This window comes from Sphingomonas sp. Leaf9 (assembly GCF_001421355.1).
Classification (GTDB): Bacteria; Pseudomonadota; Alphaproteobacteria; order Sphingomonadales; family Sphingomonadaceae; genus Sphingomonas.
The window spans coordinates 440,766-467,266 of the sequence record NZ_LMKC01000003.1; the positions used below are offsets into that span (position 1 = coordinate 440,766).

Genomic DNA, 26,501 nt, shown 5'->3' on the forward strand with positions numbered 1-26,501 from the left:
CGCAGGGGGAGCCTTGGTCGATCGCCGGGTCACAGCGCCCGCACAATGACAACCAGGTTTCGGGAGTTCTTCGGTGATGGCCAGCAGCAAGCGCATCGGCTTTATTCTCATGGCATCGACGGCCTGTGCCGCGCTGGCCGGGTGCAGCGGCGCCGATGGCGTCGCGTCGCCGGGTGCCGGCACCATCAATGTGACCATCCCCGCACCGGCCCCCACGCCGACCCCGACCGCATCTGCCACGCCGAGCGCGATCACCGCTGCGCAGTTCGCGACCTCGACGACGGTCAACGGCATCTCGATCACTGCCGACGAACAGCTCGCGATCGTCAATGCGGGCACCAACAACAACGTCAACGGCGTCGGTTCGACGATGAACGGCGTCTATCCGGTCGGCAGCGCCTCGCTCGCCACCGCGACCGATCCGTCGACGATCAACAGCTTCTTCACCAGCACCAACTATGTCGGTGCACTGAATGGGCCGACCGACACCGCGTTCCAGGGCTGGACCTGCAACTCGACCTCGGCCGAATTCGGCGGCTCGGGTGCGCGCTGCACCGCGGTTCCGTCGATCGGCACCTATGCCGCCGCGACTTCGGTCTGCCCGACCGGCACGACCGATGATGGCACCAACAGCTCGTCGAGCCCGTCGATCCGTTACTGCCGCCTGCCGCAGAACATCACGACCGACCTGTCGCTGCCGAAGATCGCGGGCGTCGTCTATCGCCTGCGCGGCCAGACCGAAGTCGGCACCGACCTCGGCACCACGGGCGGCACCGGCGCGACGCTGACGATCGCTGCCGGCGTCGTGATCGCCGCCGACTCGACCGAAGCGACCAACGACCTGCTGCTCATCAATCGCGGATCGAAGATTTCGGCGATCGGCACGCGCGATGCCCCGATCATCTTCACGTCGCAGCAGAACACCGTCAGCAACGGTGTGTCGGACGCGAGTCAGGGCCAGTGGGGCGGTATCATCCTGCTCGGCCGCGCGCCGACCGCCGTCTGCGCCACCGGCACCGGCCCGAACGTCGCTGCGGGCACGTCGACGACCTGCCAGCAGGCTATCGAAGGCGTGACCGGTCGCTTCTACGGTGGCCCCAACGCCGCCGACAGCTCGGGCCAGATGTCCTACGTCCAGATCCGCTATTCGGGCATCGCGATCAGCGACGGCAACGAACTGCAGGGCCTGACGCTGGGCGGCACCGGTTCGGGTACCGTGCTGGACCACATCCAGAGCCACAACTCGGCCGATGACGGCATCGAAATCTTCGGTGGCACCACCAACCTGAAGTATATCGCGATCACCGGCGCGGACGATGACGGCTTCGACATCGACAACGGCTATCGCGGCTTCATGCAGTTCATGATCGCGGCACAGCGCGTGCTGGGCGCGACCGCTGACTCGTTCTCGACCGAGATCGACTCGAACAACGCCGAAGACCTGCTGCCGCGTACCTACAGCACCTATGCAAACTTCACCTTCGTCCAGACCGCGCTCGCCCCGGCGGCGATCCGTCAGCGCGGCGGTTCGGACATGCGCTACGTCAACGGCGTCGTGAAGTCGGTGTCGGGCGTCCCCTGCCTCAACCTGATTGCGGGTGAAACCAGCGCGTCGGATCGCTCGACGATCCGTGCGGCCGACAGCAGCAAGCAGGACGTCGGCCCGCCGGTGTTCAACTCGATCTACTTCGCCTGCAACGGCCGCTGATCCGACCCGTCGCTCTCCAGCGATGACACGCCGATGCCGGGGCGGGCCGAAACGCCCGTCCCGGCATTCGCTCTTTACGACTTGAACAGGTGGACCCCCGGTCATGCAGCACCGTCGCGCCTATGCAACGCTCCTTCTCCTAACCTCGCAACTGGTCGCGCCGGCCGTGCTGGCACAGACCGCACCCGCGCCGACGACCGCGACTCCGCCGGTCGTGCAGACCGGGACGCAGCCCGATGCCGCGCCAGCACCGCAGGACGGGGCCACGAACGACGCCCCGGCCGAAGTCTCCTCGCCCGGTTTCGATGAATCGGCGGCAGAGGAAATCGTCGTCGTCGGCCGCAACATCCCGAACGTCGTGCGCGCCACGCCGCAGATCGTGTCGGTGCTGTCGGAGGCCGATATCGCCCGCACCGGCGACGGCGATATTGCCGGCGCGCTGACCCGCGTCACTGGCCTGTCGGTCGTCGGCGGCGGCTTCGTGTATGTGCGCGGCCTTGGCGATCGCTATTCGTCGTCGCTGCTCAACGGGTCGCCGCTGCCCAGTCCCGAACCGCTGCGCCGTTCGGTTCCGCTGGACATTTTCCCGACGTCGATCGTCGGATCGGCGCTGGTGCAGAAGACCTATTCGGTCAACTTCCCCGGCGAATTCGGCGGCGGCGTCATCAACCTGACGTCGAAGGCGATCCCGAAGAAGAACTTCCTGTCGATCGGCGGATCGATCGCCGCCGATACGGTGACGACCAGCGAGCTGGGCTATGTCTATGCCGGCGGCAAGGCCGACTGGCTGGGCTATGACGACGGCACGCGCGGCGTTCCCGCCTTCATCCGCAACGCGGAAAACGGCTCGGGCATCTTCAATGCGCAGCAGGTCGCACAGCTGAACAACGCGCGCACCACGTTGTTGCAGGTCAACAACCAGCTGCCCGCCAACCTGTCGGGCGAGATTGCCGGCGGGTCGGTGTTCGATATCGGCAGCGACCGGCTGGGCGTCATCGCCTCGCTCGGCCTGTCGAACACGTTCCGCACCCGCGACGCGATCCAGCAGGATAGCGTCAGCGAAAACGGCACCGTCCGGAACGACTTCCGCACCGTGCTGACCGATAATCGCATCGTCGCGAACGCGCTGGTCGGCCTCGGCTATGAGTTCAACGACAACACGCTGCGCTGGACCAACGTCTACATCCACGACACGCTGAAGCAGGGCCGCCTTGCGGGCTCGGAAGCGTACAACAACTTCAGCGGCCTGCGCCTGCAGCAGAACACCAACTGGTTCGAACGCCAGCTGCTCGAAACGCAGATCGTTGGCGAATTTAAGCTGACCGACGCGCTGAAGTTCGACGCGCGCGGTGCGTATGCCAATTCGAAGCGCAATGCGCCGTATGAGCGGCAGTTCGACTATCTCTGCTCGAACCGCACCACCAACGGCTATTCGATCACCAGCGATGGCGCTCCGTTCTCGCGCGGGTTCAACTGCAACGGCGCGTATCAGGTGACGCAGCGCTTTTCGCCCTTCGCCAGCGTGGTGTTCAGCGAGCTGAACGAGAACCTCTACACCGGTCAGGCCGATCTGGCATACAAGCTGCCGACCGATCGACCCATCACGTTGTCGACCGGTTATTTCTATTCGAACACCGATCGCAATTCACGCCGGCTTCAGTTCAACTACCAGACCAGCGATGGCGCGGGCACGGCCCCTGGTTTCCCCAACAACCTGCTCCGGCCCGATTACCTGCTGTCGCCGGACTCGCTGTTCAACGCCTGTCCGCAGCGTGGGACCGGGGCCTGCACCATCCAGCTGCAGTTCAACACGCAGAACGGCGCCTATGCCTATGATGCCGGCCTCGAAATCCATGCCGGCTATGCGCAGGCCGAAGCAGAAATCAGCGACGGACTGCGCGCGGTTGCCGGTGTGCGCTATGAAACGGCGCGTGAGGTTGTGACGCCGATCGGCAATCCGTCGACGATCCTCAAGAACGGGTACTGGCTGCCGGCGGGCACGCTGACGTGGAATTTCGCGTCGGACATGCAGGCCCGGCTGAGCGGGGCAAAGACGATCTCGCGTCCGCAGTTCCGCGAACTGGCACCACAGCAGTTCCGCGATCCCGACTCCGACCGCCTGTTCTTCGGTAACCCGAACCTGCGCGACTCCGAATTGTGGAACCTCGAAGCACGCTATGAATGGTTCTTTGGCCGCGACCAGCGCGCGACGGCCGCCGGCTTCTACAAGCGGATCGATCGCCCGATCGAACAGGCCGGTTTCTATCCCAGTCCCGACGCCACGCTGCAGACCGGCTTCACCTATCTGCCCAAGGCAACCCTGTGGGGCGCCGAGGTCGAAGCGCAGAAGTACATTCCGCTCGAAAGCCTCGGCAATTTCTTCGCGACGCGGCGCCTGCTGCTGCTGGCGAACTACACCTATACCCAATCGCAGATCACTGCGGATGGCAGCTGCGTGCCCAATCCGGCGGCGGCGCTGGGTTCGCCCGGTATCGGCGGCTGCGCGGCAGGCTTTGGTCGCGCCAACCTGCTGTTCCGCGACGGCGCACCGCTCACCGGTCAGTCGGACCATCTGGTGAACGTGCAGGTCGGGCTGGAGGACACCGCCAACCTTTCGCAGCTCACCCTGCTTTTCAACTATGCCAGCGATCGCGTGACCAACCGTGGCCCGTCGAACCTGTCGGGGCAGGGGTTCCAGCCCGATATCGTCGAGCGTCCGGGCATCCGCCTTGACCTTGTGGCGCGGCAGGGCTTCGAAGTCGCTGGTGCGAACCTCGAAGTGAAGGCGGAAGCGCGCAACCTGACCGGTACGCGTTATTCGGAAAGCCAGAATTTCGGTGGCAATCCGGTGTATATCAATCGCTACGACCTCGGTCGGATGTTCTCGTTGGGTATCACCGCCCAGTTCTGATCCGGTTCGAAGCGACCGGACGGGCCGTCGGCAGCGATGCCGGCGGCCCGTCCGCGTTCAACCCCAGAGGCGTTCGCGAAACCACTTCGTAAGGACATATTTGGTGCCTTCGCGCACCTTCATCCCGTGATGCAGCGTCGCCGGGTTGGGCGTGCCGTCGGCGCGCAGGTTGTTCCACGCCAGCAGCTTGCCGGCTTCGGGCTGGACGATCTTGTCGATTGCCTTGAACCGGGTGGCACCGCCGGCATTCGGTTCGTTCAGGTACAGCATGACCGTCCACGTCCGATTGCCCGCGACCGAGCAATATTTCGCGAAGTCGCCGCCCTGCGGGTCGAAATAGTCGGTATGCGCCTTGAACTCCTGCCCGACGGCATAGCGTTGCCCCTGGAGCGGTTCGCCATGCGATGGGTCGAGGCCGCAGAAATCGAAGATCAGCGCCTCCGCTGCCGCCACCACCGGGTCGCTCGAATCGAGGTCGCAGGTCTCGCTGGTGCGAAAGGTCGGATCACCATTGGCATCGGCGATGGTCGACGGCCGCCGCTTCGCATCGATCCGTTCGATCAGCGCGGTGCACAGGTCGGCGGGGATCAGCGCGCGGCGGATGAACAGCGACAGTTTCGCGCTCGGCACGCGCTGTACGCCCGGCTGGGCCAGGATGTGGGCGACGACCGGTTCGGAGGGCTTACCGGAACCCAGATTCGGCCGGGCGGGGGCAGGGGGCGTTTGCATGAAGAATTTCCTGCCAGAACGATTATCGTTACGCCACTGCTTGACCGATGCGCGAGGCACCGCTAAGCGCGCCACTCCACGGCGACCGTAGTTCAATTGGTTAGAGCGCCGGCTTGTGATGCCGGAAGTTGCGGGTTCAAGTCCCGTCGGTCGCCCCATCCTTTACAGCGCTGGAGCCGCCGCCGTGCAGACCGATTGGGGTTATCCCGACTTCGACGATCACGAGGGCATCCACCTCTTTTCCGATCATCAGACCGGCCTGCGCTGCGTCATCGCGGTCCATTCGACCGCGCTGGGTCCGGCGGCGGGCGGTGTCCGCTTCTGGCGTTACGCCAATAGCGACGCGGCGGTCACCGACGCGCTGCGCCTGTCACGCGGCATGAGTTTCAAGAACGCGATGGCCGGGCTGCCGATGGGCGGCGGCAAGGGCGTGGTGCTGGCGCCCGAGGGTGGTGCCAAGACGCCCGAACTGCTCGCCGCATTCGGCCGCGCGGTCGAATCGCTTGGCGGTCGCTATGTCACGGCCGAGGACGTCGGCATGTCGGAAGCCGACATGATCACCATTTCCGGCTCGACCAAGTACGTGTCGGGCCTCCCGGTCGCGGCGGGCAATGCCGGTGGCGATCCGGGCCCGTTCACCGCGATGGGCGTCTATCTGGGCGTCCGCGCGGCGGCCAAGCGGGCGCTGGGCAGCGACGACATGCGTGGCGTGCGCGTTGCGGTGCAGGGTGTCGGTTCGGTCGGTGGCGGCCTCGCCCGCCTGCTGGCGAAGGACGGTGCCGTCCTGACGCTGGCCGACGTCAACGAGGCGCGTGCCGAAGCGCTGGCGAGCGAGCTGGGCGCGACGACCGCCGATCCGGCATCGGTCCTGACGCTGGAGGCCGATATCGTCAGCCCCAATGCGCTGGGCGCGGTGCTGGACGAAGCAACCATCGCGGCGCTTCGGTGCAAGGCGGTGGCCGGCGGCGCCAACAACCAGCTGGCGACGGCGGCAGAGGGCAAGCGCCTGCAGGATCGCGGCATTCTGTACGCTCCCGATTACGTCATCAATGCCGGCGGCATCATCAACGTGGCGCTGGAATATCTCGGCCAGGGTGACCGCGCCGAAGTGGAATCGCGGATCGCGCGCATCCCCGACCGGCTGGTGCAGGTGTGGGACGAGAGCGACGCGAGCGGCAAGCCGCATTCCGACGTCGCCGATGCCATTGCCCGCCGCCTGATCGGTCGCGGGTGATACTGCTACCGGTCGGGCGTCAGCGCTCGACCGGTGCCATGACCTCGATGATTCCGGCGGCGATCTTCGCCATCACCGGCGTCTTGGCCAGCACCTCACCATCGATCGAGATCGGCAGCGGCGGATTGGTCTCGATCCGCAGTGCCTGCCCATGAAAGGTGATGGTGTCGACCCGGCGGGAATCGAGCCGGAAAAATCCGGCCGCCCAATTGCGCACCAGGCTGCGCTTGCCGCGGCCCGCCACGACCTGAACAATGATTTCCCCGCTGTCGAGCCGCGCCTCCTCGACCAGTTCGGTGCCGCCGTGGAAGCGGCCGTTCGAGATGCGCACTTCGGTCGCCATCATCCGCTTGGCGGTCTCGCCCTGTCCGACGATCAGCTCGAACGGATGGAATTTCGCGAATTGCAGCGTCGCCCACGCCAGATAACCGACCCGTCCGAACAGCCGCTTGATACCATGCGGGACGGTCTTGGCGATCTGCGGTGAGAGGCCGATCGCGGCACAGTTCGCGAAATAATCGCCGTCGATCATGCCCAGGTCGATGCGGCGTGGCTCGCCGGTCTTCAACACCTCGATCGCGCCGGGAATGTCGAGCGGGATGCCGAGTGTCCGGCAGAAGCTGTTCGCGGTGCCGAGCGGCAGGACGCCCAGGATCACGTCATGGCCCAGCAGATAGTCGACGAGGCTGCTGATCGTCCCGTCGCCACCGCCCAGGATCACCATGTCGGGCTTGGCCGCCAGCGCGCGCTTCAGCGTCGGGACCAGCTGATCGGGGTTTTCGACGGCATGCGCGTCGACCTCGAACGCGGCGCCCTTCAGCGCGCTGCAGGCCTGCGCGAACTGGTTCTGCCCGCTACGCGACCGGGCGTTGACGATCATGGCGGCAGTGCGGATGCGGTTCATGGCGTCGGTAACGCCCCGTAACGAAATTCGACGCAAGTCACTTTCGGTTGATCGGTCGAACCGCATGGCCCACAAGTCGCGCCATGTCCGCTGCTTATCCCGCGCTGCGCCTGCGCCGTACCCGTGCCACCGGCTGGAGCCGCCGGCTCCACGCCGAAACCATCCTGACCCCGGCCGACCTGATCTGGCCGCTGTTTGTGACGGAAGGCGAAGGCGAGCCGGTGAAGGCGTTGCCGGGCGTGTCGCGCTGGAGCCTGGCCGGCATCGTCGATCGCGCGCGCGAGGCTCGTGATCTGGGCATTCCGGTCGTTGCGCTGTTCCCCAATACCCCGCGCGACCTGCGCAGCGACGATGGGGCGGAAGCATTCAATCCCGATAATCTGATGTGCCGCGCGATCCGCGCGATCAAGGATGCGGTGCCGGAGGTCGGCGTGCTGACCGACGTCGCGCTCGACCCTTACACATCGCACGGGCATGACGGGATCGTCGACGCATCGGGCTATGTCCTGAACGACGTGACGTCGGAGGCGCTGGTGCGGCAGGCGCTGGTGCAGGCGGAGGCGGGCAGCGATATCGTCGCCCCGTCCGACATGATGGACGGCCGGGTCGCGGCGATCCGCGACGCGCTGGAAACCGGCGGGCACCATAATGTGCAGATCATGGCCTATGCCGCCAAATATGCCAGCGCCTTTTACGGTCCGTTCCGCGATGCGGTCGGCACGCACGGGCTGCTGAAGGGCGACAAGAAGACCTATCAGATGGACCCGGCGAACAGCGAGGAAGCGTTGCGCGAAGTCGCGCTCGACCTCGCCGAAGGTGCCGACAGCGTGATGATCAAGCCCGGCCTGCCCTATCTCGACATCATCACGCGGGTGAAGGCGGCGTTCGAGGTGCCGGTCTTCGCCTATCAGGTGTCGGGCGAATATGCGCTGATCGAGGCGGGCGTGGCGGCGGGCGTGGCGGATCGTGACGCGATGGTGCTGGAAACGCTGCTGGCGTTCAAACGCGCTGGCTGTTCGGGGGTGCTGACCTATCACGCCGCCCACGCCGCGCGGTTGCTGGGCGCATGATCGATACCGAGCGGCTGGTCCTTCGCCCCTATGAGGTACGCGATCGTCCGGTAATCCTGTCGCACGTCGCCGATGCGGAGGTCATGCGGTTCCTGATCGCACTGCCGACTGAAGCGGACGTCGACGCCGCGATCGCCCGGCAGAACGGGTATCAGCGCGATCACGGCTATTGTTTCTGGAGCGTCGAGGAGCGGGCGAGCGGCGCGTTCGTCGGCGTGTGCGGGTTGAAGCCCGGTGCGCCCGGCACCCCGGTCGAAGGGGCGGTCGAGATCGGCTGGCGGTTCGGGCGTGACCATTGGGGACGCGGTTTCGCGCGCGAAGCGGCGGCGGCGGCGCTGGACTGGGGGTTCGCCAACCTGCCGGTCGATCGGATCGGTGCGATCACCATATTGCCCAACACCCGCAGTTGGGGGCTGATGGAGCGGATCGGCATGGTGCGCGATCACGCCGCCGATTTCGATCATCCGATCCTGCCCAACGACAGCCCGTTCAAACGCCACATCACCTATTGGAAAACGCGTCCGTGACGACGCCCGACCGGACTGCCGGCTGGCCGATCCGCTGGATCTTCGTCACCACGATCCTTGCCGGATCGTTCCTGCTGTTCCTTGTCCAGCCGATGGTGGCGCGCATGGCGCTGCCGCAGCTGGGCGGGGCGCCGGCGGTGTGGAACTCTGCGATGCTGGTCTATCAGGCGCTGCTGCTCGGTGGCTATGCGTATGCCCATCTGCTGGGCAAGCTGATGCCGAAGGCGCAGGCGGCGGTCCATATCCTGCTGCTGCTCTGCGCGGCGGTATGGCTGCCGATCGGGGTCAATACGACGCCGACGCCCGCCGCGATCGATCCGGCGCTGTGGACGCCGTGGTTGCTCGCCGCATCGATCGGGCCGCTGTTCTTCGCTGTGTCGGCGCAGGCGCCGCTGCTCCAGCGCTGGTTCGCCTTCGTCTGTCCGGGGCGCGACCCCTACGCGCTCTATGCCGCATCGAATGTCGGCAGCTTTGCCGGCCTGCTCGCCTATCCGTTGCTGGTCGAACCGCTTCTGCCGCTGCGGGTGCAAAGCTGGGGGTGGAGCATCGGCTATGCGCTGCTGTTCCTGCTGGTGATCGGCTGCGGCTGGCTGCTCCCGCATTGGCGGGAACAGGCGGTTCCGCTGGAAAAGGGCGATGCGCCGGGTCGGGGCCGGGTGCTGCACTGGATCGTGCTGGCGCTGGTGCCGTCGGGGCTGATGCTCGCGACGTCGACCTTCCTGACGACCGACATCGTCGCCGTACCATTGCTCTGGGTCTTGCCGCTGGGGCTGTATTTGTTGAGCTTCACCGTGGCGTTCGCGGCGCGGCGCGGTCTGGCCGATGCGATCACCCGCTATGCGCCGATCACGATCCTTGTCTTTGGCGGCATGATGATCGGCGGCAATCATGCATTTCCACTGTTGAGCGCGCTGGCGGCGCTCCTGCTGCTGTTTGCGGTGTCGGTGACGCTCCATGCGCACATGTATGCGCTGCGGCCGGCACCGGGGCGACTGACGGGCTTCTATCTTGCGATGTCGGTCGGCGGGGCGCTGGGCGGGGCCTTTGCCGGGCTGGTCGCGCCGGTGCTGTTCGACTGGACCTACGAATATCCACTGCTGATCCTGGCGGCGGGCATGCTGGCGCCGCTGCCGTTCCTGTTGCCGGCGACCCGGAAATTATGGGTCGCGGGCGGCGTGAAGCTGCGCGTAGCGACGATCCTCGTCATCGGTGCGCTGGTCGCAGTCGCGATGGCCAATCCCGGCGGCATGTTGGGGGCCAAGCCCGACGCCACCGCCTTCTTCGCGATCGTCGCGGTCGGGCTGTTTGCGATCGGTGCGCGTGCGCCGTTCGTCTTCGCGCTGGCGGCGGCGCTGTTCGTATTCGGCGGCTATCGCGCGATCAGCCTGTCGCTGGAGCCGGGCGCCCGCACGCGAAGCTACTTCGGGGTCTATACGATCATGCGCGGGCAGGGGGTCAACGAACTGCAGCACGGCACGACGCTGCACGGCATCCAACTGACCGGCACGCCCGCGCGTGAGCGCACGCCCACGACCTATTACGTCCCGAACTCCGGCGTGGGGGAGGCATTGCGCGCCGCACCCTCGCTTTATGGTCGTTCGGCACGGATCGGGATCGTCGGTCTGGGGACGGGAACGCTCGCCTGCTATGCCCGACCGGGACAGCATTGGCGCTTTTACGAAATCGATCCGGTCGTGGTACGGATCGCACGCGATTCAGGTGCCTTCACTTTCCTGCGCCGCTGTGCCCCGGATGCGCAGATCGCGGTCGGCGATGCGCGGCTGACGCTGTCGGAGGAGCCCGCGGGCAGTCTCGACCTGCTCGCGCTCGACGCCTTTTCCTCGGACGCGGTGCCGATGCACCTGATGACGCGTGAGGCGTTCGACACCTATGGCCGGGTGCTCGGGCGGCGCGGGCTGCTGCTGGTGCATGTCTCGAACCGCTATCTGGACCTGGGACCGGTCGTGGCGCGGACGGCGGTGGGGTGGACCGGGGCGCAGCTTGCTTATCAACCGAAGTCTACGGACCCGAACGACACCGGTTCGCTGTGGATCGCGCTGACGCGCGACCCGGCGGTGTTGAGTGCGTTGCTGGCATCGGGCGGGCAGTGGGAATCGCTGCCCGCGACCGACGCCGCACCATGGACCGACGATTATGCGTCGATCCTCCCGGTGCTGCGCGCGCTGCGCTAAAGTCTCAGCGGAGTCGTTTGGTCAGGGTCGCGATCGTCTTGCGCTGGGCGGTGGCGTCAGCGTTCGCCTTGGCCAGTGCAGCGTCGAGCGCGGGGTAGGGCGGGGCACCTGCCGCCGCGCGATCGACCGCCAGCCGTTCCAGCTCGGCCAAGGGCACGTCGATCGCGGTTCGGGCGACGTCGAGTTCGGCCAGCGCCACCTGCGCGCCCAGCCAGCGTTCGCTACCCTCCGCACTGCCCGTGGCAGCACCGACCGTCTTGCCGACGCGCGTGGCCGCCGTGTCGAACGATGCCTTCGCGGCCGTGGCCTCGCGCGCCAGCGTCGCGATCTTCGCGTCGAGCGCCGCGTCGGGGGTTGCCACCGGGACCGGGCGCACCGGTTCGGCCAGGCTGATCTTTTCGATCGGTCGCGGCAGCAACGAGGGATAATCCCCCGCCGGCGCGGCGCAGGCCGACAGCAGGGCGGCGGATAGGACGAACGGGAATGCGAAGCGGGTCATGGCCCACCGATACCCACGCAAAAAAATTGGCACAACGGGGTTGCCAGCCGTAAGGTCGGACTGTAGCAGGCGACCTCCACCGGGCACCCGTAGCTCAGCTGGATAGAGCATCAGACTACGAATCTGAGGGTCGGACGTTCGAATCGTTCCGGGTGCGCCATGGAAAGCCCCGTCAAGTCAGTCGACTTGGCGGGGTTTTCTTTGTCCGGATCGGGACGATCGACGGCGGTGCAAATTTCCCTGCCGAAACGACTTGCCAGACCGACAAAGCCTCTCTAACAGGCGGCCTCCACCGGGCACCCGTAGCTCAGCTGGATAGAGCATCAGACTACGAATCTGAGGGTCGGACGTTCGAATCGTTCCGGGTGCGCCATGGAAAACCCCGCCAGGTCAGTCGACTTGGCGGGGTTTTCTTTGTCTGCGTGCGGCCGATCAGCGTTGATAGGCGTAGGGGCCGACGACGGTGCCGGTGAAGCCGCCGGCCATCCGGGTGCTGAGGAAGCGGATATCGACATCCTTGGCCAGCGTGCGGGTCTGGCCGCCGACCGCATAGTCGACCGCCATCGTCCCGCGATCTGCGCGGAGCGTCAGCGTGACCGGCGCGGTGCCGCCTAATGGAGTGCTGGCCACCAGCTGCTCGGCGCCCCTGGCACGGGTGTAGAGCGCGACGACCGGCTTGCCCGCGATCCGGGTAAGGCCGAAGAACAGATAGCTCTCGTCGCTCTGCATCGCGACCAGTCCGGCGCGGTCGCCGTCGTTCCGAGGCATGAAGCGGACGGTCGTCGCCATGGTCACGATGTGATGCTGCTGCCGTCGCCCGACGAACCCCGGCACGCCGGTCTGGTCGCCGATCGCCGCACCGCCGTCGATCAGCAATTCGCCCTTCGCCAAACGATAGACCGGCGTCTTCGGGGTCCGCACGCCGATCCACTGCATCGCGAGCGTGCCGCCGTCGAATTCGTCGGCATAGCGGAAATCGCCGCTGGTCGGCAGCTTCGGCGCCGGCTGGCGTGGCAGGTTCGGGCGCTTGCCGACGAACGGCACGCGCTGTCCGGCGGGCAGGATCGTCGGCCAGCCATCCTTCCATGTCACCGGCAGCAGAAACGTCTCGCGCCCGATATTGTAGTAATCGTCGCCATAGGGACGGACGGCCAGGAAGGTCGCCCACCAGTCGCCATTCTGGGTCTGGACCAGTTCGGCATGCCCCGCCGCCGAGATCGGATCGGCACGGTCGTTGGGCAGATCGCGCTGCGTCAGGATAGGGTTACCGGACCAGGGCACGAACGGCCCGCGCAAATTCTTCGACCGGAACACCACCTGCGAATGGTTGACGCTGGTGCCCCCTTCGGCGGCGGTCAGATAATACCAGCCATCCTTGCGGAAGATATGCGGCCCCTCGATCCACACCGGCTTTTTCGACAGGTCGACGCCGCCGTTGATAAGCTGCGTCGATTCGCCGACCATCTTGCCTGCGCGCCAGTCATATTCCTGCACCCATATCGCGCGGTGCCCGTCATAGCGCGGAGGTTCGTCGGGCGCGCGGTTATTGACGATATAGGCCCGGTCGCCCTCCCAATAGATCGACGGGTCGATCCCCTCGAACGGCAGCCAGATCGGGTTCGACCACGGGCCCTTCGGGTCCTTGGCGGTGATGACGAAGTTCCCGCGGCACTGGACGCAGGTGTTGACGATATAGAAGGTGCCGTCGTGAAAGCTGATGTCGGGGGCAAACACCGCCTCCGATACCCGCCGCCCGCTGAAATCCAGCTGTTCGGGCCGGTCGATCGCGTTCGCGATCTGGATCCAGTTCACCAGATCCTTTGAATGAAAGATCGGCAGGCCCGGATAATGGGCGAAGGACGACAGCGCGAGATAATAGTCCTCCCCCACCCGGATGACCGACGGGTCGGGATAATAGCCCGACAGGATCGGGTTGCGATATTGGTCTGGACCCGGCGTCGCCTGCTCGACGCTGCGCCCGTCATAGGTGAAGCGGCTGAAGCGCGCCGGTTCGGCCTGCGCCGCGCCGATACTGGCAGTCAGGAGCAGGCCGGTCATCAGGGTACGCAGCATCGGCAGGTCTTTCGGCTGGATCGGGAAGGGGTCAGGCGGTTACACCGTCGAGGCGGAGCAGCGCGGCGCCATGGGGCGGTACATCGGCCTCGACCCGGCTGGCGGCGGTCGCGACGTCGCGATGCGCCCACAGGTCGCGTACCCGGACGGGACCGCGCAGGTTCAGCCAGCGCAGGTCGACGCCCGGCCGCGACGGCTTGTCGCCCGGATTGAACAGCGCGAGATAGGTCGAGCCGGTCGGGCTGCGCGCGGTCCAGGCGCGCATGCCGTCCTGCACATGCAACGGGCGGTTGGCGGAACTGGCCTGGTTGACCGCGATCACCTCCGGATTGGTCAGCAGGTCGAGCGTCGGCGCGTCGAGATGGCGCAGGTCACCCCCCATGATGAGCGGCGACCGCGCGATCGACCAGAGCGTCATCAGCGTACGCTGTTCGGCGGGTGTAAACTTCGTATCGCGCTGGCCCAGCGCCAGCCGGCCGAGCGGCAGCATGTCGGCATCGGGCCACCCGCCGGGACCGGCGAAGCGCTGCCAGTTTTCCAGCCGGACGAACTGCGCGTCGAGCAGCGGCCATTCGTCCCAGAAATCGTCGCTGATCCGCCACATCTGCGCATGCGCCCGCACATGGTCGGCGCTGGAAAGCGGGGTTTCACCGGGCGACAGGCTCAGCAGGATCGGGCGGCCGGATCGGGCGATCGCCTTGCTCGCCGCCTCGATCTCCGGGGCGTGTGCGTCATAGGGGCGGCTCATATCGTCCATCTTGACCAGGTCGACGCCCCAGTCGGCATATTGCGCGAACACGCTGTCGTAATAGGCCTGCGCGGCGGGATGGCGCATGTCGACGCCGTACATGTCGCTGTTCCACGAACAGATGCTGGTCCGGTCGGCAATGTCCTGCGCACGATAGCGGGTGCCGAGGATGGGCAGGTTCCGGCGCACCGCCTCACGCGGGATGCCGCGCATCAGGTGGATGCCGAATTGCAGGCCCATCGCATGCACCCGGTCGGCGATGGCACGAAAGCCCCTGCCATCGGCGGCGGAGGGAAAGCGCTTCGGATCGGGTTGCAGCCGGCCATAGGCGTCCAGCACCGGCACCGCATCGGCGCGGTAGGCATAGCCGGTCGCGCCCGGTTCGTACCACTGGATATCGATGGTGAAGATCGAATAGCCAGCCGGCAGCAACCGGTCGCGCATGATCGTCGCGGTTTCCAGCGCCTGCGCTTCGGTGATCGTGGTGGCGAAGCTGTTCCAGCTGTTCCAGCCCATCGGCGGCGTCTGCGCCAGGCGCGGCTTCGCACGCGGTGCGGCGATCGCGGCGTGGGCAGCGGCCGGCGCAATGGCGGCGCCGGCGATCAGGGTGCGGCGGGTAATATCTGCGGTCACGTCACTTGCTCCGTGGGGTGTCGGCCGGCGGGGCGCGCAGCGTGAAGCTGTCCACGTCGAGATAACCGCTGCCGGGCGTCGAGTTGTAGCAGGACAGCGCCATTTGCTGCCCCTGAAAGGTACCGGTGCGCCATGCGAAGGCGAGCGGGACATCGCCGCCCGCCGCCTGCCACCGCACCCCGTCGCGGCTATACGACAATCGCGCGCGATCGGTGGTAAAGTCGAGGTCGAGGGAGATCCATAGCGTGGTCCCGGCAAAGGGCGTGGCCGGCATCCGGTTCCGGACCACCGGGCCCTCCTCCGTGCTTTCGACCATATCCATCGTCAGCATGGCCGCGCCCCGCGCATTGCGCGTGACGGCCAGGGTCGCGCTATATTGCCCGAACGTCCCGAAGCCGCAGCGATCCCCCGCCGCGACATAGCGGATGTCGAGCTTTACCTCCGCCCGGCTGCGCGGGCCCTGCGCCTTTTGCGTCAGCGTATTGCGCGCAGACCAGAGACCAGCGGATCGCGTCGGTCGCAGGCGCAGGAAACCGGGCCGTTCGCTGAGCGACCAGCGGCTGTCGTCCGGATTATGGTTCCACTGCCACTGTGCGCCCAGCTGCCGCGTCGAAAAATCGTCCGACGTGGCCAGTTCGGCAAAGAGCGCACCCGCGATCGGCTTCGTCGCGCGTGCCGGCACGCGGTTCGGCGCGTCGGCCGTGCCCCAGACGGGCCAGTCGTCCTGCCAGAAGATTGGGCTGATGTTCGTCGTCCGCCCGATCGCACCGGCATCCAGCATGACGAAGCCGACCCATCTGCCATCGGCGGTATCGACCAGCGCGCCCTGATGCCCGCCGCTGCGATCGTCGATCTGCGGTCGCGTCTCCCATGGGCCATACAGGCTGCGCGCCCGCGATACCGTCAGGCCCAGTCGGCGGGGAATGGCGTTGAACAGATAATAGTATGCGCCACGCCGGACGATCTTCGACCCTTCCGCCCCGGCGTTATAATGCACCTTGCGATCGTCGATCACGCGTCGATAGGTCGGATCGAGCTTCAGCAGGCGGATAGTCCCGTCCGACCCGATCGAGGTTGCGATATAACCGGTGCCGTCGGGTTCGATCAACAGCCCCGGATCGAACGCCGCCTGGTCCAGCTCATTCACCGACCACGGCCCCCGCGGATCGCGCGACCGATAGATGCGCGTATTCTGACCGACCGGGGTCACGACGATGTAGAACATGCCGTCATGGTGCCTGAGGCTGGCGGCGAACAGCCCCCGACGATAGGCGTCCTTGCCATCGGCCAGTCGATATTCGGGCCGATCGTCGAGCCGCAGGACCACATGGCTGAAAATCCGCCAGTTCACGAGGTCTTTAGAATGCAGCAGCGTCAGGCCCGGCGCATTGGCAAAGGTCGTGGTGACGAAATAATAATCGTCGCCGACGCGGATGATATCGGGGTCGGGATAATCCGCGAACAACACCGGATTGCGGTAGGTGCCGTCCCCCTGGTCGGATCGCCACACCTGCGCCGCTGCCGTGCCGCCGGTCAGCAGCGCGGTCGCCAGCATGGCCGCGCCCATGGTCATCGATCCCCGCATCGTCCCTCCCGTGAACGCGGTATCTGACGTCCGCTATTAGTCTGGCTATTTGCTAGAGGATTATTGGTCAACGTCTTTTGTGGGCGAGTGTGACCGGGCGGATGGGCGATCGAAGCACTTGTCGCCAATCGGGATTGCGTCGTCGGTGCCGCATGGTTTGACGGCGACGTTTCCCATGCCTAGCGTGCCGGTCATCCCGTTCATACGAGCGGCAACGACAGATTAGTTGTACAAATCGATCCGGTCGCTCGAACGATGTGCAGCGGTGCCGACAACAAAGGAAACGGCGTGAAGACGGATGACGCACTGGACGAAGGTGCCACCGCGGCGATGGATGTGGCCGGCGTGCTGGGCGAACCGGCCGGTCCCTCGCGCAAAGGGTCGGGACGCCGGTTGCGCGGGGCGGTGGCGCATTATCTGGGCACGGCGATCGTCTCCGGACGGATCGCGCCGGGCGAACTGCTGACCGGCGAGGTCGCCAATGCCGAGGCGCTGGACGTGTCGCGCAGCGCGTATCGCGAGGCGGTGCAGGTGCTGACCGCCAAGGGGCTGGTCGAAAGCCGGCCGAAGATCGGAACCCGCGTCCTGCCGCGTCGCCGCTGGAACTTCCTCGACCCGATGGTCCTCGCCTGGGCGTTCGAAGGGGAGCCGAACATCGCATTCGTGCGCGGCCTGTTCGAACTGCGCTCGGTCGTCGAACCGGCAGTGGCCCGGCTGGCCGCCGAACGGCGCGACAAGGACGATATCAAGGCGCTGAAGACCGCGCTTGCCGGGATGCGTCGCCACACGCTTGCGACCGAAGCGGGGCGGTCGGCCGACCGCGATTTCCACGACGCGCTGATCTACGCCACCCATAACGAGACGTTCGTCGCGCTCAGCGCCAGTATCGGCGCGGCGGTCAATTGGACCACGCAGTTCAAGCAGCGGCAACGCGCGCTGCCGCGCGACCCGGTGCCCGACCATGCCCGCGTGTTCGACGCGGTGGTGGCGGGCGATGCGCGCGCTGCCGAGGAGGCGATGAACGCGCTGGTATCGCTGGCGCTGGACGATACCCGCTCGGCAATGGGCTGATTGCATTCGCCCGATCGCTGCGGTGCATGGCTGGCGCCGGCATCCGGCCTTTGCCATGGTAGCGCTCACAGCGAATCGGGGAGAGGGAATGCGTTCGTTCACGGGATGGGCAGTCGGTCTGACCGCCGCACTGCTGGCAGGAAGCGCGCCGGCCTTGGCGCAGGCGACCGCGCCCAGCTTTGCCAATATCTTTGCCGATCACGCCGTGTTGCAGCGCGACCGGCCGATCACGGTCTGGGGCACTGCCGCACCGGGTGAAACGGTGACGGTCAGGCTGGCCGAGCGCAGCGTGACGGCGGTCGCCGGGCGCGACGGCAAATGGCGCGCCGTCCTGCCGGCGATGAAGGCGGGCGGGCCCTATACCCTGTCGGTCGGCGGCGCGGCAGGGACGCCGGCGCAGCAGCTTTCGGACGTGCTGGTCGGCGACGTGTTCCTGTGCGGCGGACAGTCGAACATGGAATTCCAGATTCGCCACGCGACCGGGCTGGAGGTCGTGCCGTCGTCGAACGACGCGCAGCTTCGCTTCGTCACCATTCCCGACACCAGCGTACCCGCTCCGGCCGCCGATCTGCCGGCGCGTTCCGAATGGAAGGCCGTGTCGCCCGAAACCGTCGGCGACGCATCGGCGGTCTGCTATTTCATGGCGCGCTCGCTGCGGTCGACCGAACAGGTTCCAATGGGCTTCATTGCCTCCGAATGGGGCGGCACGCGGATCGAAAGCTGGATCAGCGCACCGTCGCTCGGCAAGCTGCCGGGCTTTGCAGACCGATTGGCGACGGTCGCGACCTTCGGCTCCAACCCGGCCGCCGCCGTCGCCGGGGAGGGCGCACGCCGCGAAAAGCTGTGGGAGACGATCGACCCGGCCGCGCGCAAGGAACGCCCCTTTCGGGACGCGGCGTTCGACGATCGTAGCTGGGCGACGCTCCCGGCCGATGACGGACAGCTGCCCGCCGCCGACCGCACGGGGCTGGAGGGCGTGGTATGGCTGCGCACCACGGTCGACCTGACGGCGGAACAGGCCGCGGCGGCGCAGCGCATCCAGCTCGGCCCGATCGGCAAGTTCGATGAAACCTATATCAACGGTCGCTATGTCGGCGGTGGCAGCGTCGATTGGGTATGGCGCAACTACGGCTTGTCGGGCGGAATGCTGCGGGCCGGGCGCAACGTCATCGCCATCCGGGTGGTCGGTGCCAATGGTCGCATGGCGTTCACCAACACGGCCAACCGCATGATCGGCCTGAAGGACGGCGGCACCGTCGCGCTGAACGGCCCGTGGCGCTATCGCATCGGCAGCCCGATCCGCGATGCGCAGGTCGCACCCGCCCCGTGGGAAGTGCCCAACAGCCTGACCACGCTGTATAACGGCATGATCGCGCCGCTGTCGGGCTACGGCCTGAAGCTCGCCGCCTGGTATCAGGGCGAATCCAATGCCGGTGAGGCAGGCGCCTATCGCGGGCTGCTGACGACATTAATGGCAGACTGGCGGCGGACCTTTGGCCAGAGCAACCTGTCGTTCTTCGTCGTGCAGCTGACCGCCTTCGGCAAACCGCAGACCGCACCGACCGATTCGGGCTGGGCAGCGCTGCGACAGGCGCAGGCAGAGGCGGTTGCCGCCGATGCGAATGCCGGCCTGGCTGTCACGCTCGATGTCGGCGACCGCTTTGATATTCACCCGGCGCAGAAGAAGGTCGTCGGCGAACGTCTCGCCCGGCTGGCGCGCGTCGTCGCCTATCGCCAGCCCGGCCTGCGCAGTGGCCCGGAGGCGGCAGAGGCGGTGCGACAGGGAAGCGACATCGTGGTCCGCTTCCGCAACGTAAGCGGGGGGCTGCAACGCTATGGCGGGGCATCGGCTATCGGGTTCGAACGCTGCGCCGGCACGACCTGCAGCTTCGTCGACGGGGCGGTGCAGGGGGACGCGGTGGTCCTGCCCGGTGCCAGCCGGCCGGAGGTCACGACGATCCGTTATGCATGGTCGGATGCGCCCTTCGTGAACCTGTTCGACGGGGCCGACCTGCCCGCCGCGCCCTTCACCCTGCCGGTGCGATGAAGCGTGGGGCGGCGGGGCACGACCCCCGCCGCCCGTCCGATCACGGCACCACGAACGTCGTCGTGGCGATATGGTGCAGCTTGTCGACCGGGCCGCCAGCGACCCGCAGCCGGCCGGTTTCCGCCTGTGCCGCGCTCAACAGATACCGGCCCTTCAAGCTGACGGGGACGGTGATGGTGCCGTCCTGGGCTGCGGTCAGTTCGACGCTCTGCCGTTCGGGCGTCACCAGCGTCACCTTCGCCCCGCCGACCGGCGTTCCGTTGCGGCGAAGCGCGAAACGGTCACTGCCGGCGGCCAGCGGTGCAATCTCATAGGCCATGCGCGTACCCGTCTCGCGGCGGCCGGCGCGTGCATAATAGACGACGCCTTCCTTCGCGCCGGGCTCGCCCCATGGCTGGAACACTGCATCGTCGGTCACCCGCACATCGCCCGGCGGCACCGCCGCCTCGATATAGCCCGATCGGCGGCTGAGGCGCGGCGACGCCTGTCCGACGATTCGGGGCGCCGTCAGCTTTGCGAACTCCGGATCGCCGCCAACCGGCATCGCTTCGGCCGGTTCGCCCAGATAAATCCGCGCCGGGCCGCTGCCATCGTGCTCCACCCAGACTTCATGTCCACTTGCCGCCGCCGGTATCACCAACGCGATCACCATCGCCCATCCTCGCATCAAACCTCTCCTGTAAGATGGCACCACCCATAGTAATAATGAGAGTAGGTCGCAATAGCGTTGCTATTCCCGCCTGTGACGCATAGTAGGCTGCATATTGAAAGTGAGTCGCAGCAGGGGGCGGGGTGAAGCATTCGGTACGATCGACGGCGCTGGTCGGCATGGCGGTATGGCTGCTGCCCGCGACGCCAGCGCTTGCGGAGCCGCTGCGCGAAGAGCCAGCCGAAGACCCGCGCGGCGAAGAGATCGTCGTCGTCGGCAAAAGCTATGGTCAGGCGGTGGGCAAGGCCGTCACCCCGCTGAAGGACGTGCCCAATACGATCACCGTCATCGATCAGGAACAGCTTCAGCAGCGCAACCTGTTCACGCTCGAAGATGCGCTGACCGCCACCAACGGGGTCACGATCACCGGAGTCAGCAGTGAGGACCCGTCCTATCTGTCGCGCGGTTTCACCATCAACAACTACCTTGTCGACGGCGTGCCGACCCTCTCCCTCGGCTTCCCGGCGGTGGTGCCGGACCTGTTCCTGTACGACCGGGTAGAAGTCTTGCGCGGGCCGGCGGGGTTGTTCAGCGGTGCGGGCAATCCGGCGGGGAGCATCAACCTGATCCGCAAGCGTCCGCTGGACGAACGTCGGATCAGCGCGCTTGCCGGCTATGGCAGCTATCGGAATGTTCGTGCCGAGGTCGACATGTCGACACCGATCGACGACCGGTCGGGCATCCGGCTGGGCGCGATGGTGCAGGATCAGGACCAGTTCTTCGACGTGGCCCACCGCTATCGGCTTGCCGCCTATGGCGTCGCCGATACGCAGATCGGCGATGCCACCATGCTGACCGTCGGCGGCAATTACGACCTGTTCAAACCCGCGATCCAGTCCGGCCTGCCGGGCATTATCGGCGGGGCGGACGGCAGCGACGGACGGCTGCTCGACGTGCGCCGCTCCACCTATCTCGGCGCCGACTGGAACCGGTTCCGTTCCGAAAGCTGGTCGGGATTCGTCGAACTGGCGCACCGGATCAGCGATCGCTGGACACTGCGCGCCACGGGGCTGCTTACCGACGTCGATCGGATCGACATCTACAGCTATATCGGCAACCAGCCGATCACGCCGACCGACGGCCGTACCAATCACATCGCCTATCGCGGTGACAGTGCGATGCAGACCCGATCGTTCGATTTCAATGGGCTAGGGAGCTTTCCTGCCTTTGGGCGCGAACAAACGCTGATCGTCGGTGCGGAATATCAGGCGACCTCGGCGACCTCGGATTTCACCCGTCTGTCGAATTACGCCCGGATCGACGTCTTCAATCCCGTGTCGCCCGCCGAACCGCCGCTCGACCCTTACGGCCCGCTTCCCGCTTATCCGGGGCCGGCCGGCCCGGTAACGCAGGTCTATGGCGGTTCGGCGACCGAGGTCGAGCAATATGGCCTGTACGGCCAACTGCGGTTGAGCCCGCTGGCCGGACTGACGCTGGTCGGGGGCGGGCGCATGACGTGGTGGGACACGACCGTCACCACGACGCGGGTCGCGAGCGGGGCGATCCCGTTGCCGACCCGCTACGGCTTTGACGAGCGCTTCACCCCCTATGCCGGCGTGGTGTGGGACGTGACCGGCGACCTCAACGTCTATGCGAGCTATGCCGACAGCTTCACCCCGCAATCGGCACCGGGGCGGGTGCGCCCCGATGGCCGGGCGCTGGAGCCGTTGATCGGCGATCAATATGAGGCGGGCAGCAAGCTGTCACTGATGGACAAGCGCCTGCTGCTGTCGGCGGCGGTGTATCAGATTACGCAGAACAACCGGATCATCAACGATCCCAACACCCCGACCCTGGTGTTCCAGACCGGCAAGGTCCGTGCGCGCGGCGTCGAGGCGGAGGCGAGCGGCGAAATCCTGCCCGGCTGGCGGATCAACGGCGGCTACAGCTTCACCCGCACCGAATATCTGGCCGATGCCAATCCGGTGCTGGAGGGATTGAGCCTGTTGCCGGTAATACCCGAACACATGGTCAAGCTGTTCACCAATTACGAAGCGGGCGGCGGTCCCCTTGCCGGTGCCAGTATCGGCGCGGGCGTGACGTGGTTCGATGCGACGTGGAGCGGCAACCCGGCGGCCTACAACGCCAACGGCACGCTGCGCACGCGATCGACCATCGTCCGGCTGGGGGCCTATGCCGTCGCCGACCTGCGTGCCGGGTATAAATTGTCAGAGCGGCTGTCGCTGGCGGTCAACGTCAACAATCTGTTCGACCGCAGCTATTATGCGCGCATTTTCTCCACCGGCAGGGGCAATTATTACGGGACCCCGCGCACCGTGTTCGCCAGCATCCGGGCAGAGCTGCTATGAGCGCCGGCGGACGGGCACGCCATGTGCTGTGGCGACGGGTCGGCGACAATGCGCTGCGGCTGATCGCGGCGCTGCCGGTGGGCTATGCGGTGGCCAGCCTGTGGTCGATGGCGCTGGCCCGCATCCTGCCGGGTGATCCGGCACAGGCAACGGTCGCCGCTGCACTGATCGCGCTGGTCCTGTGCGCGCTGGCCGCGATGTGGGCCTATGCCGCGCGCAGCGGCTGGCGGGCGTTGTGGACGCTGGTCGTGGCGGGCGCCGTGGCGGGCGCCATCTGCTGGGGATCGGTCGCGATCTGGGGGCGGCTGTGAGTAAGGGGTTTCGCCAGTCGCAATCGACGCTCCACACTTGGTCGGGGCTGCTGCTCGGCTGGCTGCTGTTCGCGGTGTTCGTCGCCGGCACCGCGGCCTATTGGCGGGAGGCGCTGAACCGTTGGGCGCGTCCCGAACTGGCCCGGATCGACAGCACCGACCGCGTGGTCGACGGCGCGGTGACGTTCCTGACACGCACCGCACCCGATGCGCAGAGCTGGTTCATTCCCGTGCCGACGCCACAGAGCGCCGGGGCCGAATTGTTCTGGGTGCCGCAGGTCAAGCCCGGCGACGAACCGCGTGGCCGGCGGGGACGGCGCGACACCCGCGCCTTCATCGGCAGCGACGGGCAGGAGGGCAGCGCGCGTGAGACCCGGGGCGGCGACTTCTTCTACCGGTTTCATTTCGACCTGCATTACATGCCGGTCTTCTGGGCGCGCTGGATCGTCGGCATCGCCGCGATGTTCATGCTGGTCGCGATCTTTACGGGGATCGTGACGCATAAGAAGATCTTCCGCGATTTCTTCACCTTGCGCCGGGGCAAGGGGCAGCGATCGTGGCTCGACGGGCATAATGCGACGGCGGTGCTGGCGCTGCCGTTCCACCTGATGATTACCTATACCGGCTTGGTCACGTTGATCGCGATGCTGATGCCATGGGCGATCGTCGCCAATTACAGCGACGAATCAAAGCTCTATGCCGCCGTCTTTCCCGAAGCACCCGCCGTCGAACGGATCGGCCGCCCGGCACCGCTGACCGATCTGGTCGCGGTGCTCTACGACGCGGAACGGCGGATGGGCGGGACCGTCGGCTATGTCAGCGTCTTCAACCCCGGCGACGCGGCGGCACGGATCACGCTCACCCGATCGGGTACGTCGATGCTGTCGGCGCGCAGTCCCGCCATCGCCTATGACGGCGTGACCGGCCGGATGTTGTGGCAGGCCCCGCCGCCGGGCGGCGCGGTCGAAACACAGGGGGTGATGGTCGGCCTTCATGCCGGGCGGTTCGGCGATTACCCGACGCGGTGGCTGTATTTCCTGTGCGGGATCGCCGGGTCGCTGATGGTTGCGAGCGGGCTGGTGCTCTGGACGGTCAAGCGTCGCGAACGCCTGCCCGATCCTGCCCGGCCGCCATTCGGGTTCCGCGTTGTCGAACGGCTGAACGTCGGTTTCGTGGCCGGCTTCCCGCTGGCAATGACGCTCTATCTCTGGGCCAACCGCCTGCTGCCGACCGGTCTTGGCGGTCGTGCCGATGCGGAGGTCAATGCGATGTTCGCCGGCTGGGCCACGATCTTCGTGTATGCGCTCGCCCGGCGTCCTGCGCGGGCGTGGGTCGAACTGCTGGCCGTTCAGGCGGCGCTGCTGATCGCGTTGCCCCTCTACGACATCGTGGCGCTACCTACCGGATTGTTCGCGACCATCGCAGCGGGCGACTGGGTGTTGGCGGGTGCGGATTTGACGTTCCTTGCGCTCGGCGCCGGGTTCGGCTTTGCCGCATGGCGGGTCCATCGCTTCCGTCCGAAGGCGCGGCGAGCTGCCCGAAGCACCCCGACCATCCCGTCGAACCTGGCACCGGCCGAATGATCGTCCTCGCTCTTATCAGCGCGCTCGGTGCGTTCGCCCTGCTGGCGCTGGCCAGCGACCGGCATCGCCACCGCTGGGCCGGCGGATCGGTCGCGTGGCGGCGGCGTGGCGGCTGGGCGCTGGTCGCGCTCACCTTTGTCACCGCCTTTGCCGCATGGGGCCCGGTCTATGGTGCGATCGGCGCGTTCGGTTTGCTGATGCTGGGGGCGGGGGTCAGCTTCCTCGCCCTCAACCTCACCCAGCGTTAGAGCGCGGCCGCCGCCCATTCCCCGAACGCATCGCGGGCGCGGGCGGTGTACATCTTCTTGCGGTCGGCCTTCTTGGTCCGGCCGGGGATGGGCGGCATCAGCCCGAAATTGACGTTCATCGGCTGATAGGTTTCCGCCACCGCCGCGCCGGTGATGTGGTGGAGCAGTGCCCCCATCGCGGTTTCGACCGGCGGGGGAGCAAGGTCCTTGCCCGCCAGTTCGGCGGCAGCGAAGCGTCCCGCCATCAGCCCGACGGCAGCGCTCTCCACATAGCCCTCGCACCCGGTCATCTGCCCCGCAAAGCGCAGATGCGGCCGCGCCTTCAGCCGCAGCGTCGGATCGAGCAACTCGGGCGAGCGGATGAAGGTATTGCGATGCAGCCCGCCCAGCCGGGCGAACTCGGCATTTTCCAGCCCCGGAATGGTCCGGAACAGCCGCACCTGCTCGCCATGCTTCAGCTTTGTCTGAAACCCGACGATGTTCCACAATGTACCCGTCGCATTGTCCTGCCGCAGCTGGACGACGGCATGCGGCCAGCGTCCCGTGCGCGGATCGTCGAGCCCGACCGGCTTCATCGGCCCGAAGCGCAGCGTGTCGAGCCCACGCTCGGCCATCACCTCGATCGGCATGCAGCCTTCGAAATAGGGGACGTTCTCCCACTCGCGAAACTCGGCCTTTTCGCCCGCGATCAGCCCGGCGTGAAAGGCCTCATACTGCTCGCGGTTCATCGCGCAGTTGATGTAGTCCTTGCCGTCACCCTTGTTCCAGCGGCTCTGGAACCACGCCTGCTCCATGTCGATCGAATCGAAATGGACGATCGGAGCGATCGCGTCGAAGAAGGCCAGCGCCTCCGCACCGGTCGCCCCGCCGATATCGCCGGCAAGGCCGGGCGCGGTCAGCGGGCCGGTGGCGACGATCGTCATGCCCGCATCGGGCAGCGTGTCGACCCGCTCGCGAACGATGGTGATGTTCGGATGCGCCGCCAGCGCGGCCGTGACTCCCGCCGAGAAACCGTCGCGATCGACCGCCAGTGCCGATCCGGCCGGCACCTTGTACTCGTCGCCCTTGGCCATGATGAGCGAGCCCATCGCCCGCATTTCCGCATGGAGCAGGCCGACCGCGTTCGATTCGGCATCGTCCGATCGGAAGCTGTTCGAACAGACCAGCTCGGCCAGATCGTCGCCCTGATGCGCCGGGGTCGTGTCCCCGCCGCCACGCATTTCCGACAGGCGGACCTTGGCCCCCGCCTGCGCCAATTGCCAGGCTGCTTCGGAACCGGCGAGGCCGCCGCCGATGATATGTACGTCGTACTGCATGGCAGGCGTCTAGGCCGCCGATCGACAACGGGCAATGAACGTACGCGGCGGACCATCGTTTTATGGACGGAATGCCGGAGCGACAGGATGAACG

The 26,501-nt window shown here is 66.6% G+C and carries 20 protein-coding genes and 3 tRNA genes; 15 read left to right on the top strand and 8 right to left on the bottom strand.

Annotation, left to right across the window (positions count from 1 at the left end):
• Positions 1-76: 76 nt before the first annotated feature.
• The gene (locus tag ASE58_RS09930) at positions 77-1,708 is read left to right on the top strand and encodes a hypothetical protein (RefSeq protein WP_055756549.1); all 1,632 of its coding nucleotides are present in this window, start codon (positions 77-79) and stop codon (positions 1,706-1,708) included.
• 103 nt (positions 1,709-1,811) lie between these two features.
• Positions 1,812-4,619, top strand: coding sequence for a TonB-dependent receptor domain-containing protein (locus ASE58_RS09935; protein WP_055820517.1), 2,808 nt, complete (start codon positions 1,812-1,814; stop codon positions 4,617-4,619).
• Positions 4,620-4,676: 57 nt separating this feature from the next.
• On the opposite strand, the gene ASE58_RS09940 is transcribed toward ASE58_RS09935, so the two are convergent.
• Entirely contained in the window at positions 4,677-5,348 is a 672-nt protein-coding gene (locus tag ASE58_RS09940; protein ID WP_055820520.1) for a prolyl hydroxylase family protein, read from the bottom strand.
• Positions 5,349-5,429: 81 nt separating this feature from the next.
• Between ASE58_RS09940 and ASE58_RS09945 the strand changes: the two genes are divergently transcribed.
• Positions 5,430-5,506: transfer RNA gene (locus ASE58_RS09945), tRNA-His, on the top strand.
• A 26-nt stretch (positions 5,507-5,532) separates the two neighbouring features.
• Positions 5,533-6,582 carry a Glu/Leu/Phe/Val family dehydrogenase gene (locus ASE58_RS09950; protein WP_055820523.1) on the top strand — a complete coding sequence of 350 codons (1,050 nt, stop codon included), beginning with the start codon at positions 5,533-5,535 and terminating at the stop codon, positions 6,580-6,582.
• A gap of 19 nt (positions 6,583-6,601) precedes the next feature.
• Here ASE58_RS09950 and ASE58_RS09955 read toward each other — a convergent pair whose 3' ends face one another.
• A complete protein-coding gene (locus tag ASE58_RS09955; protein WP_055820526.1) occupies positions 6,602-7,486 on the bottom strand; it encodes a diacylglycerol/lipid kinase family protein in 885 nt (294 codons plus the stop codon).
• Positions 7,487-7,569: 83 nt separating this feature from the next.
• Between ASE58_RS09955 and hemB the strand changes: the two genes are divergently transcribed.
• Genes hemB through ASE58_RS09970 form a run of 3 tightly spaced genes read left to right on the top strand, consistent with a single transcriptional unit; the run spans position 7,570 to position 11,275 of the window.
• Positions 7,570-8,556: a porphobilinogen synthase gene (gene hemB / locus ASE58_RS09960; protein WP_055820530.1), complete on the top strand. Its 987-nt coding sequence runs from the start codon at positions 7,570-7,572 to the stop codon at positions 8,554-8,556.
• On the top strand, positions 8,553-9,083 hold the full coding sequence (locus ASE58_RS09965) for a GNAT family N-acetyltransferase (RefSeq protein ID WP_055820533.1): 531 nt from the start codon (positions 8,553-8,555) through the stop codon (positions 9,081-9,083). Before hemB ends, ASE58_RS09965 begins: the two co-directional genes overlap by 4 nt.
• Positions 9,080-11,275, top strand: coding sequence for a fused MFS/spermidine synthase (locus ASE58_RS09970; protein ID WP_082467943.1), 2,196 nt, complete (start codon positions 9,080-9,082; stop codon positions 11,273-11,275). The genes ASE58_RS09965 and ASE58_RS09970 overlap by 4 nt, the downstream gene beginning before the upstream one ends.
• Positions 11,276-11,279: 4 nt before the next feature.
• Here the strand turns inward: ASE58_RS09970 and ASE58_RS09975 are convergent, their stop codons facing one another.
• Complete coding sequence (locus ASE58_RS09975; RefSeq protein WP_055756561.1) at positions 11,280-11,774, bottom strand: hypothetical protein; 495 nt, start codon at positions 11,772-11,774, stop codon at positions 11,280-11,282.
• An 83-nt stretch (positions 11,775-11,857) separates the two neighbouring features.
• Between ASE58_RS09975 and ASE58_RS09980 the strand changes: the two genes are divergently transcribed.
• Together ASE58_RS09980 and ASE58_RS09985 are read left to right on the top strand one after the other, a co-directional pair.
• A tRNA-Arg gene (locus tag ASE58_RS09980) sits at positions 11,858-11,934 on the top strand.
• A 136-nt stretch (positions 11,935-12,070) separates the two neighbouring features.
• Positions 12,071-12,147 (top strand) — tRNA-Arg (locus tag ASE58_RS09985).
• Positions 12,148-12,206: 59 nt separating this feature from the next.
• On the opposite strand, the gene ASE58_RS09990 is transcribed toward ASE58_RS09985, so the two are convergent.
• The 3 genes from ASE58_RS09990 to ASE58_RS10000 are packed head-to-tail and all read right to left on the bottom strand — an operon-like array spanning position 12,207 to position 16,813.
• On the bottom strand, positions 12,207-13,847 hold the full coding sequence (locus ASE58_RS09990) for a glycoside hydrolase family 43 protein (RefSeq protein WP_055820536.1): 1,641 nt from the start codon (positions 13,845-13,847) through the stop codon (positions 12,207-12,209).
• A gap of 31 nt (positions 13,848-13,878) precedes the next feature.
• The gene (locus tag ASE58_RS09995) at positions 13,879-15,228 is read right to left on the bottom strand and encodes a glycoside hydrolase family 27 protein (protein WP_055820539.1); all 1,350 of its coding nucleotides are present in this window, start codon (positions 15,226-15,228) and stop codon (positions 13,879-13,881) included.
• A 1-nt stretch (position 15,229) separates the two neighbouring features.
• Positions 15,230-16,813 carry a glycoside hydrolase family 43 protein gene (locus tag ASE58_RS10000; protein WP_082467866.1) on the bottom strand — a complete coding sequence of 528 codons (1,584 nt, stop codon included), beginning with the start codon at positions 16,811-16,813 and terminating at the stop codon, positions 15,230-15,232.
• Positions 16,814-17,143: 330 nt separating this feature from the next.
• Between ASE58_RS10000 and ASE58_RS10005 the strand changes: the two genes are divergently transcribed.
• A complete protein-coding gene (locus ASE58_RS10005) occupies positions 17,144-17,884 on the top strand; it encodes a FadR/GntR family transcriptional regulator (RefSeq protein WP_055821097.1) in 741 nt (246 codons plus the stop codon).
• Between the two features lie 88 nt (positions 17,885-17,972).
• Positions 17,973-19,931 (top strand): sialate O-acetylesterase, encoded by a 1,959-nt coding sequence (locus tag ASE58_RS10010; protein ID WP_055820542.1) that lies wholly within the window; start codon positions 17,973-17,975, stop codon positions 19,929-19,931.
• A 40-nt stretch (positions 19,932-19,971) separates the two neighbouring features.
• Here the strand turns inward: ASE58_RS10010 and ASE58_RS10015 are convergent, their stop codons facing one another.
• A complete protein-coding gene (locus tag ASE58_RS10015) occupies positions 19,972-20,598 on the bottom strand; it encodes a hypothetical protein (RefSeq protein ID WP_055820545.1) in 627 nt (208 codons plus the stop codon).
• A 125-nt stretch (positions 20,599-20,723) separates the two neighbouring features.
• On the opposite strand from ASE58_RS10015, the gene ASE58_RS10020 reads away from it, so the two are divergent.
• Genes ASE58_RS10020 through ASE58_RS10035 form a run of 4 tightly spaced genes read left to right on the top strand, consistent with a single transcriptional unit; the run spans position 20,724 to position 25,091 of the window.
• Complete coding sequence (locus ASE58_RS10020; RefSeq protein ID WP_235513558.1) at positions 20,724-22,949, top strand: TonB-dependent siderophore receptor; 2,226 nt, start codon at positions 20,724-20,726, stop codon at positions 22,947-22,949.
• The gene (locus tag ASE58_RS10025) at positions 22,946-23,260 is read left to right on the top strand and encodes a hypothetical protein (RefSeq protein ID WP_055820549.1); all 315 of its coding nucleotides are present in this window, start codon (positions 22,946-22,948) and stop codon (positions 23,258-23,260) included. The genes ASE58_RS10020 and ASE58_RS10025 overlap by 4 nt, the downstream gene beginning before the upstream one ends.
• Positions 23,257-24,843: a PepSY-associated TM helix domain-containing protein gene (locus ASE58_RS10030; protein ID WP_055820552.1), complete on the top strand. Its 1,587-nt coding sequence runs from the start codon at positions 23,257-23,259 to the stop codon at positions 24,841-24,843. Before ASE58_RS10025 ends, ASE58_RS10030 begins: the two co-directional genes overlap by 4 nt.
• The gene (locus ASE58_RS10035; protein WP_055820554.1) at positions 24,840-25,091 is read left to right on the top strand and encodes a DUF3325 family protein; all 252 of its coding nucleotides are present in this window, start codon (positions 24,840-24,842) and stop codon (positions 25,089-25,091) included. Before ASE58_RS10030 ends, ASE58_RS10035 begins: the two co-directional genes overlap by 4 nt.
• Here ASE58_RS10035 and trmFO read toward each other — a convergent pair.
• Entirely contained in the window at positions 25,088-26,407 is a 1,320-nt protein-coding gene (gene trmFO / locus ASE58_RS10040) for a methylenetetrahydrofolate--tRNA-(uracil(54)-C(5))-methyltransferase (FADH(2)-oxidizing) TrmFO (protein ID WP_055820557.1), read from the bottom strand. The two genes, ASE58_RS10035 and trmFO, sit on opposite strands and share 4 nt — an antisense overlap.
• Positions 26,408-26,501 lie beyond the last annotated feature (94 nt).

Bases quoted from the DNA above. Each gene is read 5' to 3' on its own strand.
- ASE58_RS10025 (WP_055820549.1), top strand. From the start codon at position 22,946: ATGAGCGCCGGCGGACGGGCACGCCATGTGCTGTGGCGACGGGTCGGC.
- ASE58_RS09990 (WP_055820536.1), bottom strand. From the start codon at position 13,847: ATGCTGCGTACCCTGATGACCGGCCTGCTCCTGACTGCCAGTATCGGC.
- ASE58_RS10010 (WP_055820542.1), top strand. From the start codon at position 17,973: ATGCGTTCGTTCACGGGATGGGCAGTCGGTCTGACCGCCGCACTGCTG.
- ASE58_RS09965 (WP_055820533.1), top strand. From the start codon at position 8,553: ATGATCGATACCGAGCGGCTGGTCCTTCGCCCCTATGAGGTACGCGAT.
- ASE58_RS09930 (WP_055756549.1), top strand. From the start codon at position 77: ATGGCCAGCAGCAAGCGCATCGGCTTTATTCTCATGGCATCGACGGCC.
- ASE58_RS09955 (WP_055820526.1), bottom strand. From the start codon at position 7,486: ATGAACCGCATCCGCACTGCCGCCATGATCGTCAACGCCCGGTCGCGT.
- trmFO (WP_055820557.1), bottom strand. From the start codon at position 26,407: ATGCAGTACGACGTACATATCATCGGCGGCGGCCTCGCCGGTTCCGAA.
- ASE58_RS09940 (WP_055820520.1), bottom strand. From the start codon at position 5,348: ATGCAAACGCCCCCTGCCCCCGCCCGGCCGAATCTGGGTTCCGGTAAG.
- ASE58_RS10035 (WP_055820554.1), top strand. From the start codon at position 24,840: ATGATCGTCCTCGCTCTTATCAGCGCGCTCGGTGCGTTCGCCCTGCTG.
- ASE58_RS10015 (WP_055820545.1), bottom strand. From the start codon at position 20,598: ATGCGAGGATGGGCGATGGTGATCGCGTTGGTGATACCGGCGGCGGCA.
- ASE58_RS10000 (WP_082467866.1), bottom strand. From the start codon at position 16,813: ATGCGGGGATCGATGACCATGGGCGCGGCCATGCTGGCGACCGCGCTG.
- ASE58_RS09935 (WP_055820517.1), top strand. From the start codon at position 1,812: ATGCAGCACCGTCGCGCCTATGCAACGCTCCTTCTCCTAACCTCGCAA.
- ASE58_RS10005 (WP_055821097.1), top strand. From the start codon at position 17,144: ATGGATGTGGCCGGCGTGCTGGGCGAACCGGCCGGTCCCTCGCGCAAA.
- hemB (WP_055820530.1), top strand. From the start codon at position 7,570: ATGTCCGCTGCTTATCCCGCGCTGCGCCTGCGCCGTACCCGTGCCACC.
- ASE58_RS09975 (WP_055756561.1), bottom strand. From the start codon at position 11,774: ATGACCCGCTTCGCATTCCCGTTCGTCCTATCCGCCGCCCTGCTGTCG.